Raw genomic sequence first — 16,114 nt, forward strand, 5'->3', positions numbered from 1 at the left:
ACGACCCCGGCCCGGTCCCCGAGCGCCACCGCCCCCGGGACCGGCGGGCCCGGCGGGGGTCCTAGACTCGACGCGTGCCCGTTCAGCCCCCTCCTCCCGCCCCCGGCGCGGCGGCCGACCAGGACCGTGTGCCCCAGCAGATCACCGTCCTGATCGCCGCCGCCTTCGTCATCGCGATCGGCTACGGGATCGTGGCCCCCGTCCTGCCCCAGTTCGCCACGACCTTCGGAGTCGGCGTGGCCGCCGCCTCGGCCGTGGTCAGCGCGTTCGCCTTCAGCCGGCTGGTCTTCGCCCCCGCGGGCGGGCGGATCCTCAACCGGATCGGCGAGCGGCCCACCTACCTGATCGGGGTGCTGATCGTGGCGGCGTCCTCCGCGGCCACGGCCTTCGCCCAGACCTACTGGCAGCTCATCGTCTTCCGCGGTCTCGGCGGGATCGGCTCCGTGATGTTCACCATCTCCGCGATGGGCCTCATCGTGCGCCTGGCCCCGCCCCGGATGCGCGGGCGGATCTCGGGCTACTACTCGTCGGCGTTCCTGGTCGGCGGGGTGCTCGGCCCGGTGGTGGGCGGCCTGCTGGCGGGCTTCGGCATGCAGGCGCCGTTCCTCATCTACGCGGCCGCCCTGCTGGTCGCGGTCGCGGTGGTGCACTTCCGGCTCAAGGACGAGGTCCTGCGCGAGACCGGCTCCACCGGCACCCGGCCCACCATGAGCGTGGCCGAGGCCTGGTCCCGGGGGGCGTACCGCTCGGCCCTGGTCTCCAGCTTCGTCAACGGCTGGAGCTCCCAGGGGATCCGGGTGGCGCTCGTGCCCCTGATGGCGGTCGCCGTGCTCGGCGCGGGGCCGGCCGTGGCCGGGCTCGCCCTGGCGGTCTACGCGGCCGGCAACGCCCTGGCGCTCACGGTGACGGGCCGGCTCACGGACCGCTTCGGGCGCAAGCCCCTGGTGATCACGGGCCTGGCCGTCAACGGGCTCGCGACGATGGCGCTGGGCCTCGCCCAGGACGTGCCGTGGTTCGTGGTGCTCTCGCTCGTGGCCGGCATGGGCTCGGGCACGCTCAACCCCGGCCAGCAGGCGGCCGTGGCCGACGTCATCGGCCCGGACCGGGCGGGCGGGCCCGTCCTGGCCAGGTACCAGATGAGCGCGGACGCCGGGCAGATCCTCGGCCCGCTGGTCGCCGGAGCGCTCGCCGACGCCGCGGGCTTCGGCTGGGCCCTCGGCGTCTCGGGGGCGCTCGTCCTGCTGGCGGCCGGGGCGTGGCTGCCCGTGCAGGACACCCTGGAGCGGCCGGACGCGGGCCCGGTGCGCCGGACGCGGCCCCGGCGCGGAGCGCGCCGGGGCCGTCCCGGGGAGTGAGCCGAGGGGCGACCCGCGGAACGGCCCGGGGCACGGCCCGGTAGGGCTCAGCGCAGCTCGGCGAGCCGCTGCCCGACCACCGTGGTCACGCCGTCCCCGCGCATGGCGACCCCGTAGAGGGCGTCGGCGATCTCCATGGTCCGCTTCTGGTGCGTGATGATGATCAGCTGCGAGGTCTCCTGCAGCTGCTTGAAGATGGTCAGCAACCGCCCGAGGTTGCGGTCGTCGAGGGCGGCCTCCACCTCGTCCATGACGTAGAAGGGCGAGGGGCGGGCCTTGAAGATCGCCACGAGCAGGGCGATGGCGGTCAGCGAGCGCTCGCCGCCGGAGAGCAGGGACAGCCGCTTGATCCGCTTGCCGGCGGGGCGGGCCTCCACCTCGATGCCGGTGCTGAGCATGTCGGTGGGGTCCGTGAGCCGCAGCCGCCCCTCCCCGCCGGGGAAGAGGGTGGCGAAGACGCCCTCGAACTCCCGGGCCGTGTCCGCGTAGGCCTCCGCGAAGACCCGCTCCACGTGCTCGTCGACGTCCCTGATGATGCTGCGCAGGTCCTGGCGGGAGCGCTTGAGGTCCTCGAGCTGCTCCACGAGGAAGCGGTGCCGCTCCTCGAGCGCCGCGAACTCCTCGAGCGCCAGCGGGTTGACCTTCCCGAGCGAGGCCAGCTCCTTCTCGGCCCGGCGCAGCCGCTTCTCCTGCTGGGCGCGCACGAACGGCGCGCCCTCGGGGGTCCCGGGCGCGGTCCCGAACAGCGCGTCCTGCCCGTCGTCCGCCCCCGGCGACGACGCCCCCGCCTCCTGCTCGCCGGCCCCGTCGGGCCCGGCCGGGGCCGCCGGGTCCGGGATCAGCAGGTGGGGGCCGTAGTTGTCCACGAGCGCGTCCGGGGTGAGGCCCAGCTCCTCGAGGGAGCGGGCCTCGAGGGCCTCGACCCGGCCGCGCTGCTGGGTGCGGGCGAGCTCGTCGCGGTGCACCGAGTCGGTGAGCTCGGCGAGGCGGGCGGCGAGCCGGTCGTTGGCGGCGCGCAGGTCCGTCAGCTCGGCGTCGAGCCCGGCGCGCACGGCCTCGGCCCGGTCCCGCTCCCGGGCGGCCTCGGCCACGGACGCCTCGACGCGCCCGAGCAGCTGCTCGGCGGCGGCGAGCACGGCCTCGGCGGTGCGGGCCTGCAGCCGGCGGCGCTCCGCCCGGCGGGCGGCCTCCTCCCGCGCGCGGCGCTCGGTCGCCGCGGCCCGCTCCTGGGAGGCGGCGCGGCTGCCGACGGCGCGGGCCTGCTCCTCCAGGGAGCGCAGGGCCAGCCGGGCCTCGGTCTCGGCGGCGCGGGCCGCCGTCGCGTCCCGGTGCAGGGCGTCGCGGCGGGCGGCGGCCTCGAGGTGGACCTCCTCGTCGTCCGCCGCGTCGAGGTCGCCGGCCGCCTCCAGGCGGTCCACGGCCTCGCGCAGCCGCCCCTGCTCCTTCGCCAGGTGCTCCTGGGCGGCGGCGACCTGCGTCCCGAAGCGGCCGGCCTCGGCCTCGGCGGAGCTCAGGACGGCGCGGACCCGGGCGAGCTCGGCGGCGGCGCGGTCGGCGGCGCGCTCGGCGCCGCGCAGGGCCGCGGAGGTCTCCTCGGCGCGCGCCCGGGCGGCGTCGCGCGCCGCCCCGGCGGCACGGGCCGTGGCGCGGGCGGCCTCGAGGGACGCCGCGAGCTCGGCGCGCTCCGCCTCGGCGCGCTCGGCCGCCGCGCGGGTCTCGAGGGTGCCGGCGGCCTCGGCGGCGCCGCCCCGGGCGGTGACGGCGGTGAGCACGTCCCCGTTCCGGGTCACCGCGGTGAGGCCGGGTGCGGCGGTGACGACGCGGGCCGCGGTGGCGGGGTCCTCCGTGAGCACGGTGCGCGCCAGCAGCGCCCGGACGCCGGCGAGCACCGCGGCGGCGTCCCGAGGACCGGCCGTGTCCGTTCCGCCGGCGGCGCCGGCCCCGGGGTGCAGGACGGAGACCGCGGGCCGCACGCCGGGCCGCCCGAGCACCGCGGCGGGCAGCTCCGGGGCGGAGAGTTCCGGGGCGGTCAGTCCGGGGGCGGGCTGCTCCGGGGCGCCGGGACCGCCGGGCACGAGCAGGTGGACGCGGCCCACGCCCTCGGCCCGCAGGGCCTCGAAGACCGCGACCGCCGCGCCGTGGGAGCGCACGGCCAGCGCCTCGGCGAACGGGCCCAGGGCCGCCGTGACGGCCCGCTCCCAGCCGGGCTCGACGCCGACGAGGTCCGCGACGGCGCCCACCACGGTCTCGGCGTGCCGGGCCCGGACGGCGGCGGTGCCGTCCGGCTGGCGCAGGCCGGCGCGCAGCGTCTCGGCGCGGGCGGCCTGGGCGTCGTGGGCGCGCAGCAGCTCCTGGACCGCGGCCTCCGCCTCCCGGGCGGCGGCGCGCGTGCCGGCGGCGGCCTCGGCGGCCCGCTCGTGCTCGGCCCGGGCCGCCGCGACGCCCGCGGCGGCGTCCTCGGCTGCGAGCGCGAGGCTCCCGGCCTCGGCCTCGGCGCGGATCCGGCGCTGCCCGGCGTCGGCGTGGGTGGCGTGCAGGCGGGCGAGCCCGTCCTCGGCGGCCTCCACCCGGGAGCGGGCGGCGGCCACGGCCCCGGTGAGCCGGGCCGTGCCCTCCCTGCGGTCGGCGGCGGCGCGCAGCAGCCCGGTGACGACCGCGTCCTGGGCGCGGGCGGCGGCCTCGGCGGCCTCGCGGTCCTCGATGGCTCCCGCCAGGGCGTCGGTGACGTCCTCGACCTGCTCGAGCAGCCGGGCCTGCTCCTCGCGGGTGCGGGCCGCCTGCGCGGCGAGCCGGTCGGGGTCGCGGCCCGGGTCCGCGGGCTCGGCCGCGGTGCCGAGCAGGCGGCGACGCTCGGCGGCCAGGGAGGCCAGGGAGCGGTACCGCTCCCGGACGGCGGTGAGCTCGTACCAGGTGTCCCGGGCGGCGTTGAGGGCGGGGGTCGCCTGGGCGGCGCGCGCCTCGACGTCGGCCTGGCGGGCGCGGACGGCGTCGAGGGCCTGCTCCGCACCGGCCCGCTCGGCGCGCAGGCGGCGCTCGGCGTCCTCGTCGACGGCGAGCGTGGTGCGGGCCTGGACGAGGTCGTCGGCGAGCAGCCGCGCCCGGGCGTCGCGGACGTCGTACTGGATCCGCTGGGCCCGGCGGGCGACCTCGGCCTGGCGGCCCAGCGGCGTGAGCCGGCGGCGGAGCTCCCCGACGAGGTCCTCGAGCCGGTCCAGGTTCGCCTGCATCGCCTCGAGCTTGCGCAGGGTGCGCTCCTTGCGCCGCCGGTGCTTGAGGATCCCGGAGGCCTCCTCCACGAACCCGCGGCGCTCCTCCGGGGTGGCGTGCAGGATCCGGTCCAGCTGCCCCTGGCCCACGATCACGTGCATCTCGCGCCCCAGGCCGGAGTCGGAGAGCAGCTCCTGGATGTCGAGCAGGCGGCAGGCCCGGCCGTTGACGGCGTACTCGGAGCCGCCGGTGCGGAACAGCGTCCGGGAGATCGTGACCTCGGAGTACTCGATCGGCAGGGCGCCGTCGGCGTTGTCGATGGTCAGGGACACGTGCGCGCGGCCCAGCGGGGCCCGCCCGGCGGTCCCGGCGAAGATGACGTCCTCCATCTTCCCGCCGCGCAGGGACTTGGCGCCCTGCTCCCCCATGACCCAGGACAGGGCGTCGACCACGTTGGACTTGCCCGAGCCGTTGGGGCCGACGACGGCGGTGACCCCGGGCTCGAACTCGAACGTCGTGGCGGAGGCGAAGGACTTGAACCCGCGCACGGTGAGGGTCTTCAGGTGCACGGGGGCGCGGTCTCCTGGAGCGGGGGCGGGCGGACCCCACGATTCTACCCTCGGGGCGGCGCGCGCCCATGAGATGATCAGCCTGCAGAGAACTCCGGACGCGGGCCCTGGGGGCTCCCCCAGGGCCGAGCACTAGACTGACCGCGACCAGCACCACCTGTCCGTCCCCGCGGCCGCGCCCTCCGCCGGCCGGCCGGGCCGTCGGCGAGACCCTAACGAAAGCCAGAGACCTTGACCGGTAATTCCACCATCCGTCACCGCAACGCCGCCCTTCTGGCCATCACGAAGGTGGAGGCCGACGAGGTGGTCCCCTCGTCGCGCGCCGACGAGATCCTCGAGGAGACCTTCGCGAGGCTGAAGATGCCGAAGGGGCTGCTGGAGCGGCTCGCGGGCGTCAAGGAGCGGCGCGAGTGGGCCCCGGGGCGCCACTTCACCGACGGCGCCGTGGAGGCGGGCGAGGCGGCGCTGGCGCAGGCCGGCGTGCGCCCGGACCAGGTGGGGCTGCTGATCAACGCGTCGGTGACCCGCGACGGCTACGAGCCCGCCGTCTCCGTCGCCGCGCACCACCGCCTCGGCCTGCCCTCCTCCGCCCTGAACTTCGACGTCACCAACGCCTGCCTCGGCTTCGTCAACGCGGTCACGATCGCGTCGACCATGGTCGACGCGGGCGCGATCGAGTACGCCGTCGTCATCGCCGGCGAGGACCCGAGCCCGTGGCACCGCGACACCTACGAGCGGCTCCAGGCCCCGGACGTCACCCGGGAGCAGGTCGTGCGCGAGTTCGCGACCCTCACCCTGGGCTCCGGCGCGGCCGCGGCCGTCGTGGGCCGCGCCGACCGGCACCCGGAGGGCCACCGCATCGTGGGGTCCGTGGCACGCTCCGCCACGGAGCACCACGGCCTGTGCATCGGCGGCTTCGACGGCATGTACACCGACGCCACGGGGCTGCTCAAGCACGGTGTGGGGCTGCTCGTGGACGCGTGGCACGACGCCCACGAGGACGGCTGGGACTGGACCGACATGGACCGCTACATCGGCCACCAGGTCTCCATGTCCCACACCAACAAGCTGTTCGAGGACGTGGGGATCGACCCGGAGCGGTTCCCGCTGACCTTCCCGTTCTGGGGCAACGTGGCCGCCGCCGCCCTGCCCATGACCCTCGCCCTGGAGGCCGAGCGGCTGGAGGCCGGCCAGCGCGTGCTGTGCCTGGGCGTGGGCTCCGGGCTGAACTCGACGTACATGGAGATCGAGTGGTGAGCCGCCGGCCCTGAGCCGCGTCCCGCACGACCGCCCCCGCACGACCGCAGCCCCGAGGAGCTCATGCCCATGGCACGCAGACGACCGTCCACGACCCCGCAGCACGGAGGGCCGGGCGCGGCCCGTCTGCCCATGACGGAGGTGCCGCTGCCCGGGGTGGACCCCGCGTGGTCGCGCACCGTCTCCGTGCCCTCGACGGCCCCCGTCGAGCCCGTCCCGGGCCGCCGGAGGCGCTGGCACCTGCTGGACAACCTGGTCTCCCTGGAGGCCGCGGGGCTGACCCCGCGGGGCACGGTCCTGGCCGTGCACGGCAACCCCACGTGGTCCTACCTGTGGCGCACCGTGGTCGCCGCGGGCGTGGACGCGCGCAACCCGTGGCGCGTGGTCGCGGTCGACCAGCTCGACATGGGCTTCTCCGAGCGCACCGGGCTGGAGCGCCGCCTCGACGACCGCGTGCGGGACCTCGCGGACCTCACCGCGGCCCTCGGCCTCGACGACGCCACGACGCCCGTGGTGACCCTGGCCCACGACTGGGGAGGGCTCATCTCCTCCGGCTGGGCCCTCGAGCACCCCGGGGTGCACCGCGGCGTGGTCCTCACCAACACGGCGGTCCACCACGACAACGCGGAGGAGATCCCCGCGGCCCTGCGCCTGGCGCTGGCCCCGGCCGCCCACGGAGTGCTGACGCAGACCACCACGGCGTTCCTGGACGTCACCATGCGCCTGGCCGACCCGCCCCTGTCCCCCGAGGTCCGCTGGGCCTTCCTCGCCCCCTACGGCACCCGCGAGCGCCGGGAGGCGGTCCGCGGGTTCGTGGCCGACATCCCCGCGGCCCCCGGCCACCCCTCCCACGAGCGCTACGAGCAGATCGCGGCCGGCGTGGCGGGCCTGCAGGTGCCCGCCCTGTTCCTGTGGGGCACCGGCGACCCCGTCTTCCAGGAGCGCTACCTCCAAGACCTGGTGCGGCGGATGCCGCACGCCGACGTCCACCGCTTCGAGGGCGCCAAGCACCTGCTCGCCGAGTCCCGGGACATCGCCACCCCCGTCATGGCGTGGCTCGAGGACCGCTTCGGCCCCGGCCCCACCCGCCGCGAGCTGCACCAGCAGGCCCGCGCCCACGCCGGGGACCCGTTCGTCCCCTTCCACGCCGAGCTCGACGAGCGCCGCGGGGACCCCGGGCTCGCCGTCGTCGACATGGCGCCCTCCCCGGGCGACGCCGCCGCGGGGGCGCGGGTGCCGCCCGTCCGGGCGAGCCTGAGCTGGGCGCAGCTCGCCGAGCGCGTGGACCGCCTCGCCGCCGGCCTCGTGGGCGCGGGCGTGCGCCCGGGCGACCGGGTCAACCTCATGGTCCCGCCGGGCTCCGACCTCACCGCCCTCATCTACGCCTGCCTGCGGATCGGCGCCGTGATCGTGGTGGCCGACACCGGCCTGGGCGTCCGGGGCCTGACCCGCGCGCTCAAGGGCGCGGCGCCGGCGTGGCTCGTGGGGATCCGCAAGGCCCTCGTCGCGGGGCGCGCGCTCGGCTGGCCCGGCACCAGGATCTGCCTCGAGGACCTGGATCCCGTCTCCCGCCGCGCCCTCGGCGTCGCGCACACCGTGCCCGGGCTGCTCGGCTCCGCCCCGCGCACGGACCTGCCGGCCCCCGAGCCGGACGCCGACGCCGCGGTGCTGTTCACCTCCGGGTCCACGGGCCCGGCCAAGGGCGTGGTCTACACCCACCGCCAGCTCTCCGCCATGCGCGACGCCGTCCGCGGCACCTACGGCCTGGCCGCGGGGACGGGCCTCGTGGCGGGCTTCGCCCCCTTCGCCCTGCTGGGACCGGCCCTGGGCGCCACCTCGGTGACCCCGGACATGGACGTCACGGCGCCGAGGACGCTCACGGCGCGGGCCCTGGCCGACGCCGCGGGGGCGATCCGGGCGACCGCGGTGTTCCTCTCCCCCGCGGCCATCGCCAACGTCCTGGCCACCCAGGGCGAGCTCGACGAGGAGCAGCGCCGCGCCCTCGGCGAGGTCTCCCTCATGCTCTCCGCCGGGGCGCCGCTGCCGGAGCCCCTGCTGGAGGAGCTGCAGCTGCTCATGCCCGCGGCCGTCCTGCACACCCCCTACGGGATGACCGAGGGCCTGCCGCTCACCGACGTCACCCTCGCGATGATCCGGCAGGGCCGGCAGGACGGGCTCCCGGCCACCACGGCCGACGACCTGGTCGGCCACCCGGGCGTGGCCGGCGCCGGCAACGGCGTGTGCGTGGGCACCCCGGTGCACGGGGCCGCCCTGGGCGTCACGGCCCTGGGCCCCGACGGCACGCCCGCGGACGAGATCACGACCGAGCCGGGGGTCACCGGGGAGATCGTGGCCCGCGCCCCGCACGTCAAGGACCGCTACGACCGGCTCTGGTGGACCGAGCACCTCAGCACCCGGCTTCCCGGGTGGCACCGCACCGGTGACGTGGGCCACTTCGACGCGGCCGGCCGGCTGTGGGTCGAGGGCCGTCTCGCCCACGTGATCGTGGCCGGGCAGGGCGTGCTCACGCCGGTCGCGGCGGAGCACGCCGCCCAGACCGTGCCCGGGGCGGGCCGCGTGGCCGTCGTCGGCGTGGGGCCGCGGGGCGCGCAGGTGCCCGTCGCGGTCGCCGAGACCGTCCCGCCCGCCCGGCGCGCCGGCCCCGCCGACCCCTCGTTCACGACCGCCGTGCGGGCGGCCGTCCGCGAGGCCACCGGCCTCGACCTCGCCGCCGTCCTCGTGGTCCCCGAGCACCCCACCGACATCCGCCACAACTCCAAGATCGACCGAGCCCTGCTGGCCGGGTGGGCGGACGCCGCCCTGGCCGGAGGAAGGATCAGGAACCCGTGAACGGCAAGCACCGCAAGTCCGGGGACGCCCCGGCGTTCGACGCCTCCGTCGTGGAGGGCGCCCCGCCGGCGGACACCGGCAGCCACGAGGTCGAGCGCGGGCCCCGCGAGCTCGGCGGCAAGGGCCGCACCGTGCTGGTGACCGGCGCCTCCGGCATGCTCGGGGAGCACGTGGCCGCGCTGCTCGTCGCCCGCGGCTGGACGGTCCGGCTGCTGCAGCGCCGCCATGCGCGCCTCGCCGAGCAGGCCGGCGTCGAGGAGGTCCTGGGCTCCGTCACCGACCCGGACGCCGTGGCCCGGGCGGTGGAGGGCGTCGACGACGTCGTCCACCTCGCGGCCAAGGTCTCCTTCGCCGGGGACTGGGACGAGTTCGTGCTGACGAACATCACGGGCACCCGGGTGGTGCTGGAGAGCGCCCGGGAGGCCGGGGTGCAGAACGTCGTGTTCGTCTCCTCCCCGTCCGTCGCGCACGCCGGGGTCTCGATCGTGGGCGAGCCCGCCCGCCGGGCGGACCCGGAGCACGCGCGCGGGAACTACGCCCGGTCCAAGGCCGCGGCCGAGCTGCTGGCGCTCGAGGCCGACGCGCCGGGCTTCCGGGTCACGGCCGTGCGCCCGCACATCGTCTGGGGCCCCGGCGACACCCAGCTCGTGGAGCGCGTCGTGGACCGCGCGGGGAGGGGCCGGCTGCCGCTGCTCGACCACGGCGCCGCGCTGATCGACACCACGTACGTCGACAACGCCGCGGAGGCCGTCGTCCGGGCGCTCGAGCGGATCGAGTGGGCCCACGGCCGGGCCCTGGTGGTGACCAACGGGCAGCCCCGCACGGTGGCGGAGCTGATCGGCGGGATGTGCCGCGCCGCGGGCGTGGAGCCGCCCACCCGCCGCGTGCCCGGGAGGCTGGCGCGCGTCGCGGGCCGGGTGATCGAGAAGGCGTGGGCCCTGTGCCCGGGCGCGGACGAGCCGCCCATGACGGAGTTCCTCGCCGAGCAGCTGTCCACAGCGCACTGGTTCGACCAGCGCGAGACCCGCGAGGTGCTCGACTGGGGGCCCGCGGTGGGCATCGAGGAGGGGTTCGAGCGGCTGGCCGCGTACTACCGGACGCACCCGCTGGGCGCCCACGACGCCCCCGTGCCCGCCACGGGCTCCACGGCGGCGGACCGGGCCTGAGCCCGGCGCCCGTCAGAACCGGGCGTTGCGGGGCGTGCGCTGGCAGGCGGGGCAGCGGTAGGACGAGCGGTTCATGAACTGCTCCCGCACGATCAGCGACGCCCGTCCCTCCGCGGCGCAGCGCGGGCACGGCCGGCCGGCCTGCCCGTACGCGGTGAGGGAGCGGGAGAAGTACCCGGACTCCCCGTTGACGTTGACGTAGAGGGAGTCGAAGCTCGTCCCGCCGGCGGCCAGGGCGCGCTCCATCACGGCCCGGGCGGCCTCGAGCACGCGGTGCGTCTCGGGCCGGCGGAGGGTGTCGGTGGGCCGGGCCCAGTGCAGGCCGGCCTGCCAGAGGGCCTCGTCCGCGTAGATGTTGCCGATCCCGGAGACCAGGGACTGGTCCAGCAGGGCGCGCTTGAGCCCGGTCCGGCGGCGCCGCAGCCGGTCGTGGAGGCGGTCGGCGTCGAAGGCGGGGTCCAGCGGGTCCCGGGCGATGTGGGCCGCGCGGGCGGGCACCAGCGGGGCGCCGGTCGCCGACAGCCCGCCCGGGGCGCCGTCGTCCGTGGGCACGAGCAGGTCCAGGACCATGCCGCCGAAGATCCGCTGGTCCACGAAGCGCAGCTCCGAGGGGGTGCCGGGGCGCTCGGAGAGCTCCAGGCGGACCTTGAGGTGCTTCTCGTCGGGCAGCTCCGGGTCCTTGACCAGCAGCTGCCCGCTCATCCCGAGGTGGACGAGCAGCGCGTCGCGGGGGGCGGCGCCGGGGGCGGCGGCCAGGGGCAGCCACAGGAACTTGCCGCGGCGCACGGCGTCGGAGACCACGGCGCCCACCAGCTCCTGGGCGAAGTGGACGGGGCCGGCCTCGTGGCGGCGCAGGGAGCGGGGGTCGAGCACCTGCACGGACTCGATCCGGCGGCCGACGACCCAGCGCTCCACGCCGCGGCGGACGACCTCGACCTCGGGCAGCTCGGGCACGGTCCGGTCAGGCCCCCCTGTGGGCGGCCAGCGCCGCGTAGGCCTGCGCGGCGGCGGAGCGCTCGGCCTCCTTCTTGGTGGTGCCGTTGCCGGTGCCGCGGTCCTTGCCGCCCACGAGCACGTGCGCCTCGTAGCGGCGGTCGTGGTCGGGGCCGGTGCCCTCCACGGCGTAGCGGACGGGGCCGAGGCCGCGGGCGGCGGCCAGCTCCTGGATCTCGGTCTTCCAGTCCCGGCCCTCGGTGACCACGAAGCCGTCCTCCAGCAGGGGGACGACCAGCCGCAGCACGAAGGCGCGGGCGGGCTCGAGCCCCGAGCACACGTAGACCGCGCCGATCAGCGCCTCCATGGTGTCCGCGAGGATCGAGGCCTTCTCGTGGCCGTTGGTCCGGATCTCGCCCTTGCCCAGGCGGATGTGCGGGCCCAGGTCCAGGGAGCGGGCGAGGTCCGCCAGCGACCGGGCGCTCACGATGGCGGCCCGGATCTTGGCCAGGTTGCCCTCGGAGTCGTCCGGGTAGCGGTGGTAGATCTCGTCGGTGACGGCCAGGCCCAGCACGGAGTCGCCGAGGAACTCGAGCCGCTCGTTGTGCCCCTCCCCCTCGTGCTCGTACGCGTACGAGCGGTGGGTGAGGGCAAGACGAAGCGTCTCGGCGTCGATGTCGACGCCGAGACGCTCCAGCAGGTCCTGACGGTTCGCGGTGGTGTTCACCGTGTTCAGGCGTCGGCCACCTTGCGGCCCTTGTACTCCAGGAACAGCGCGGTCCCGGCGGAGTCGGTCACGACCTTGGCCTGGTGCGGCAGGCTGTAGGTGACCTTGCCGTTCTCGACGGTCTTGACCAGCTTTGGCGCGGTCGCCTTCCACTGCGCACGGCGTGCACGGGTGTTGGCACGGGACATTTTCCGCTTCGGAACAGCCACGGCTATCTCTCTTCTCTCGTATCGGTCGTCTTCTCCGAGGTGTCCTGCTCGAGCAGCCCCGACAGGGCGCTCCAGCGAGGATCGAGCACCTCGTGGTGGTGTCCCAGGTCGTCCTCCAGGCGCGCGCCGCACTGGGCGCACAACCCCTGGCAGTCCTCCCGGCACACCGGTTGGAACGGCAGCTGAGTGATCACTGCGTCCCGAAGCATGGGTTCGAGGTCGATCGTCTCGTCCTGAACTTCATACATCTGGTCGTCCTCGACGTCCTCCCCACCGGCGGTGGTGGCGTCGAAGAGGTACAGCTCTTGCACGTCGACGTCCAGATCGTAGTCGATCGGGTCGAGGCAGCGGCTGCACTCGCCGTGGATGTCCACGGCAGCCGTGCCGGACACCAGGATCCCGTCGTGGACGGACTCCAGCCGGAGGTCCAGCTCGATGTCCGAGCCCTCCGGGGCGCCGATGAGTGCGTTGCCGAAGTCCTTCGGCACGGGCACGACCTTCTCCAGTCGTCGCATCGTCCCCGGGCGGTGCTCGAGGTCCCTGACATCGATGATGAGGGGCGAACTGTTCTCGCGACTGATGACGATCTCCTGGTGAAATTCTGGCCGACAGGCCATGTTAGCGTGCCCGGCCGCGCGTTCTCAACCGCGACGGCTTCCGGCGCGGCGGGGAGGGGTCGCGGCGAGCCCGCGGCGGGTCAGCCGCCGAAGGCCCGCAGCACCGGCTCGGGGACGAACGGGGAGACGTCCCCGCCGAGGCCCTGGACCTCCTTGACGAGCGTCGAGGAGACGTGCAGGAAGCGCGGGTCCCCCGGCAGGAAGACGGTCTCCACGCCGCTGAGGTGCCGGTTCATGGTGGCCATGGGCACCTCGTACTCGTAGTCCTCGCCCGAGCGCAGGCCCTTGACCAGCGCCACGGCGCCGCGGCGCGCCGCGTACTCGGCGAGCAGGCCCTGCCCCATCGGCTCGACGACGACGCCGCCGATCCCGGCGAGGCTCTCCTCCACCAGCGCCAGGCGCTGCGCCTCGTCGAAGCGGTAGCGCTTGCGCGGGTTGGTCGACACGGCGACCACGACCTCGTCGAAGAGCGCCGCGGCGCGCGCGACGACCTCCACGTGGCCGTGGTGGATCGGGTCGAAGGAGCCGGGGCAGATCGCTCGGTGCATGCGCCCCATCCTAGGGGCGCGATCCCGGGGCGCGGCGCCGGCCCACCGGCGTAGCATGCCCCTCAGGAGAACACGGTCGCACCGGAGGTGGCGGATGGCCAGGACCCGGCGTCCGGGGCGCGCCGACCGGCTCAGCGCCCTGGACCTGAGCAACCTGCGGGTCGAGGAGCGGGGCGTTCCCATGCACGTGGCCGCACTCGCGCTCGTCGACGGCGCACCGCTGCGCGACGCCCGGGGCGAGCTGCGCCTGCCCGCCCTGCGGGAGCACGTCGGGGCGCGGATCCCGGCCGGCCGGCTGCGCCAGGTCCTGGTCCCCGCCGGCCCCGGGCGGCGGCTCCGCTGGCGCGAGGACCCCGGCTTCGACCCCGCCCGGCACGTGCACGTCCGTCCGGTGCCCGCCCCGGGCGACGAGGACGCGCTGCTCCGGGAGTGCTGCGCGCTCGACGAGCGGCCCCTCGCCCGCGACCGGCCGCTGTGGGAGCTGTGGCTGCTGCCGGGCCTCGCGGACGGGCGGGTGGGCCTGCTCCTGCGCTGGCACCACGTGGTGGCCGACGGCCTCGCGGCCCTGGCCCTGTTCGCGCCGCTGTTCGACCAGCCGGCCGGCGCACCCCCGGCCACCCCGCCGGCCTCGCCCGGCGCGCCCCGGCCGGGGGTCGGGGCGCTCGTCACCGCGCCCCTCCGGCAGCTGGTCGCGGCGGCGCGCGAGGGGCGGGCCCCGCAGGTGTCCTTCAACCGCCCGGTCGGCCCGCACCGCCGGCTGGTGCTGCTGCGCGCCGACCTCGCCGCCGCGAAGGAGGTCGCCCACCGCCACGGCGGGACGGTCAACGACGTCGTGCTCGCCGCCGTGGCCGGCGGCGCCCGCCGGCTGCTGGCCGCTCGCGGGGAGCTGGGCCCCGGCACGGTGCTCAAGGTCTCCGTGGCCGTCTCCCTGCGGCCCCCCGGGGACGCCGGCGGCGGCAACCGCGTGGGCGTGCGCGTGGTGCCCGTGCCGGTCTGGGAGCCGGACCCGCACGAGCGGCTGCGGCGGATCGCGGCGACGACCTCCGCGCAGCGCCGCCGCCCGCCCTACCGTCCGGGCGGGCGGGTGGCGCAGCGGTGGATGGTGCACGTCATGGACCGCCAGCGGCTCGTGAACCTGCTCCTGAGCAACCTGCGGGGCCCGGAGCGCCCGCTGGAGTTCGCGGGGGCACGGGTGCGGGAGCTCTTCCAGGTGGGCGCCGTCCAGGGCAACCTGGCGCTGGGCGTGGGCGTCCTGTCCTACGCCGGGGCGCTGAACCTCGACGTGGTGGCCGACGCCGAGGCGGTCCCGGACGTCGCGGTCTTCGCGGCGGGCACGGCGGAGGCCCTCGACCGGCTCGGCGCCACGGGGCCGTGACGCTACCTGGCCGCGGCCCCGGACGGGTGCCGCACGCCTAGACTGGCCGCCATGGACACCCACCACCCCGCAGCACCCCCGCTCCCCGCCCTCCCCTGGGAGCGGATGGCGCACGGCGGAGGCCTCCTCGACGCCGCCGGGGAGCTGTCCTCCACCGTGTTCGAGGAGATGTCCTTCCTCTCCGCCCGCACCGGCGCGACGAACCTCGGCCAGGGCTTCCCGGACGTGGACGGCCCGCCCGAGATGCTGGAGGCCGCCGCCGCGGCCCTGCGCGGGGGCGTGAACCAGTACGCGCCCATCGCCGGGCTGCCCGTGCTCCGGGAGGCGGTCGCCGAGCACCAGCGCCGGTTCTACGGGATCGGGCTGGACCCGGCCTCCGAGGTCGTCGTCACGGCGGGCGCCACGGAGGGCCTCGCCGCGAGCCTCCTGGCGTTCCTGGAGCCCGGCGACGAGGTCGTGACCTTCGCGCCCCACTACGACGCCTACGGGGCGGTCGTCGAGTTCGCCGGCGCGCGCCTCGTGACGGTCCCGCTGCTGCCGCCGGCCTTCGCCCCCGACCCCGACGGGCTGCGCGCGGCCTTCGGCCCGCGCACCCGCATGGTGATCCTCAACGACCCCCACAACCCCACCGGAGCCGTGCTCGACGACGCCGTGCTCGAGCTGGTGGCCGAGCTCGCCGAGGAGCACGACTGCGTGGTGGTGACGGACGAGGTCTACGAGCACCTGCGCTACACCGGCGCCCACCGTCCGCTGGCGTGCCGCCCCGCCGCGGCGGAGCGCACGCTGACGGTGTCCTCCGTGGGCAAGACCTTCTCCGCCACGGGCTGGCGGGTGGGCTGGGTGACCGGGCCGGCCCCTCTGCTGCGCGCGGTGCAGGCCACCAAGGCGTACCTCTCGCACAGCGCCGCGGCTCCCCTGCAGGCCGCCACCGCCGCCGCGCTCGCGCTGCCGGACGCGTTCTACGCGGGGCTGCTGGAGGACTACCGGCGGCGCCGGGACGTGCTGCTGGCGGGCCTGGCCGCCGCGGGCGCGGAGGCGTTCGAGCCGCAGGGCAGCTTCTTCGTGGTCGCGGACGTCGGCGCGCTCTGCGCCCGGCACGGGGTCCCGGACGCGGCGGCCCTGTCCCGGGTGCTCCCGGAGGCGGCCGGGGTGGTCGCGATCCCGGTCACCGCCTTCGTGCCGGCCCCGCAGCAGGACGTCTACCGGGACTGGCTGCGCTTCGCGTTCTGCAAGCGCACCGACGTGCTCGAGCAGGCCATGGGGCGCCTGGCCGGCTGAGCTGCGCAGCCGCCCGAAGGCCG

The 16,114-nt window shown here is 76.5% G+C and carries 12 protein-coding genes; 6 read left to right on the plus strand and 6 right to left on the minus strand.

All coding sequences use genetic code 11. The features are described 5' to 3' along the window. The first annotated feature begins 74 nt into the window (after window positions 1-74). Entirely contained in the window at window positions 75-1,355 is a 1,281-nt protein-coding gene (locus IEW07_RS15400) for an MFS transporter (protein WP_188538822.1), read from the plus strand. 47 nt (window positions 1,356-1,402) lie between these two features. Here the strand turns inward: IEW07_RS15400 and IEW07_RS15405 are convergent, their stop codons facing one another. Then, window positions 1,403-5,131, minus strand: coding sequence for a chromosome segregation SMC family protein (locus IEW07_RS15405; protein WP_188538824.1), 3,729 nt, complete (start codon window positions 5,129-5,131; stop codon window positions 1,403-1,405). Window positions 5,132-5,362: 231 nt separating this feature from the next. On the opposite strand from IEW07_RS15405, the gene IEW07_RS15410 reads away from it, so the two are divergent. From IEW07_RS15410 to IEW07_RS15420, 3 genes are all read left to right on the plus strand, one after another. Further along, complete coding sequence (locus IEW07_RS15410) at window positions 5,363-6,388, plus strand: 3-oxoacyl-ACP synthase III (protein ID WP_188538826.1); 1,026 nt, start codon at window positions 5,363-5,365, stop codon at window positions 6,386-6,388. A gap of 132 nt (window positions 6,389-6,520) precedes the next feature. After that, on the plus strand, window positions 6,521-9,238 hold the full coding sequence (locus IEW07_RS15415; RefSeq protein WP_188538875.1) for an alpha/beta fold hydrolase: 2,718 nt from the start codon (window positions 6,521-6,523) through the stop codon (window positions 9,236-9,238). After that, window positions 9,235-10,404, plus strand: a complete 1,170-nt coding sequence (locus tag IEW07_RS15420; protein ID WP_188538828.1) for an NAD-dependent epimerase/dehydratase family protein — start codon at window positions 9,235-9,237, stop codon at window positions 10,402-10,404. Before IEW07_RS15415 ends, IEW07_RS15420 begins: the two co-directional genes overlap by 4 nt. A 12-nt stretch (window positions 10,405-10,416) precedes the next feature. Here IEW07_RS15420 and mutM read toward each other — a convergent pair whose 3' ends face one another. The 5 genes from mutM to coaD form a co-directional block, all read right to left on the minus strand. Next, the gene (mutM, locus tag IEW07_RS15425; protein ID WP_188538830.1) at window positions 10,417-11,358 is read right to left on the minus strand and encodes a bifunctional DNA-formamidopyrimidine glycosylase/DNA-(apurinic or apyrimidinic site) lyase; all 942 of its coding nucleotides are present in this window, start codon (window positions 11,356-11,358) and stop codon (window positions 10,417-10,419) included. Between the two features lie 7 nt (window positions 11,359-11,365). Continuing rightward, window positions 11,366-12,064, minus strand: coding sequence for a ribonuclease III (gene rnc / locus IEW07_RS15430; protein ID WP_188538832.1), 699 nt, complete (start codon window positions 12,062-12,064; stop codon window positions 11,366-11,368). 5 nt (window positions 12,065-12,069) lie between these two features. Beyond that, window positions 12,070-12,273 (minus strand): 50S ribosomal protein L32, encoded by a 204-nt coding sequence (gene rpmF, locus IEW07_RS15435; protein WP_162459331.1) that lies wholly within the window; start codon window positions 12,271-12,273, stop codon window positions 12,070-12,072. Between the two features lie 2 nt (window positions 12,274-12,275). After that, window positions 12,276-12,788, minus strand: coding sequence for a YceD family protein (locus tag IEW07_RS15440; RefSeq protein WP_308738235.1), 513 nt, complete (start codon window positions 12,786-12,788; stop codon window positions 12,276-12,278). A gap of 182 nt (window positions 12,789-12,970) precedes the next feature. Beyond that, window positions 12,971-13,438 carry a pantetheine-phosphate adenylyltransferase gene (gene coaD / locus IEW07_RS15445; protein WP_188538836.1) on the minus strand — a complete coding sequence of 156 codons (468 nt, stop codon included), beginning with the start codon at window positions 13,436-13,438 and terminating at the stop codon, window positions 12,971-12,973. Between the two features lie 94 nt (window positions 13,439-13,532). Here coaD and IEW07_RS15450 point away from each other — a divergent pair, with 94 nt between their 5' ends. Together IEW07_RS15450 and IEW07_RS15455 are read left to right on the plus strand one after the other, a co-directional pair. Next, on the plus strand, window positions 13,533-14,813 hold the full coding sequence (locus tag IEW07_RS15450) for a wax ester/triacylglycerol synthase domain-containing protein (RefSeq protein WP_188538838.1): 1,281 nt from the start codon (window positions 13,533-13,535) through the stop codon (window positions 14,811-14,813). A gap of 51 nt (window positions 14,814-14,864) precedes the next feature. Then, window positions 14,865-16,091, plus strand: a complete 1,227-nt coding sequence (locus tag IEW07_RS15455; protein ID WP_229741896.1) for an aminotransferase class I/II-fold pyridoxal phosphate-dependent enzyme — start codon at window positions 14,865-14,867, stop codon at window positions 16,089-16,091. The last annotated feature ends 23 nt before the right edge of the window (window positions 16,092-16,114 follow it).

It is taken from the genome of Kocuria dechangensis, from assembly GCF_014636775.1.
Classification (GTDB): Bacteria; Actinomycetota; Actinomycetes; order Actinomycetales; family Micrococcaceae; genus Kocuria; species Kocuria dechangensis.

Coding starts and splice junctions, on each gene's coding strand:
- IEW07_RS15440 (WP_308738235.1), bottom strand. CDS start 12,788: ATGCGACGACTGGAGAAGGTCGTGCCCGTGCCGAAGGACTTCGGCAAC.
- IEW07_RS15415 (WP_188538875.1), top strand. CDS start 6,521: ATGACGGAGGTGCCGCTGCCCGGGGTGGACCCCGCGTGGTCGCGCACC.
- IEW07_RS15450 (WP_188538838.1), top strand. CDS start 13,533: ATGGCCAGGACCCGGCGTCCGGGGCGCGCCGACCGGCTCAGCGCCCTG.
- IEW07_RS15455 (WP_229741896.1), top strand. CDS start 14,865: ATGGACACCCACCACCCCGCAGCACCCCCGCTCCCCGCCCTCCCCTGG.
- coaD (WP_188538836.1), bottom strand. CDS start 13,438: ATGCACCGAGCGATCTGCCCCGGCTCCTTCGACCCGATCCACCACGGC.